We start from the raw sequence: 416 nt of genomic DNA on the forward strand, positions 1-416 counted from the left end.
GCCCACATCGACCATTCGGGGCAGATTCCGTACCTGTATAAAAATGGGTATCGCGGCCCCATCTATTCTACCGATGCCACCATGGACCTGTGCGGTATTATGCTGCGGGATTCCGCTCATATTCAGGAACAGGAAGCGGAATGGAAAAACCGTAAAGCTCAGCGCAGCGGCGCGGCCATGGTAGAACCGGATTATACCGTGGAGGATGCCGAACGGGTCATGAAGCAGTTCGTGCCCTGCCCCTATGGGGGTTGGCAGACGCTTTTCGAGGACGAAGGCGGCAAAATCGAAGTCTGCTTTACCGATGTGGGCCATCTGCTGGGCAGCTCGTCCATCTCGGTGCGCGTCACCGAAGCCGGGCGTGCGCCGGAAATCATTGTTTTCTCCGGCGATATCGGCAATACCCACCAGCCTCT

Annotated in this window: 1 protein-coding gene; it reads left to right on the top strand. The window is 57.2% G+C overall.

What is annotated here, in order from left to right:
• A partial coding sequence (locus H6B10_RS15490; RefSeq protein WP_430661775.1) for an MBL fold metallo-hydrolase occupies positions 1 to 416 on the top strand: 416 nt, incomplete at both ends.

Origin of the sequence: Gemmiger formicilis, assembly GCF_016901605.1 — a bacterium.
In the GTDB taxonomy this organism is placed as follows: domain Bacteria; phylum Bacillota; class Clostridia; order Oscillospirales; family Ruminococcaceae; genus Gemmiger; species Gemmiger formicilis_B.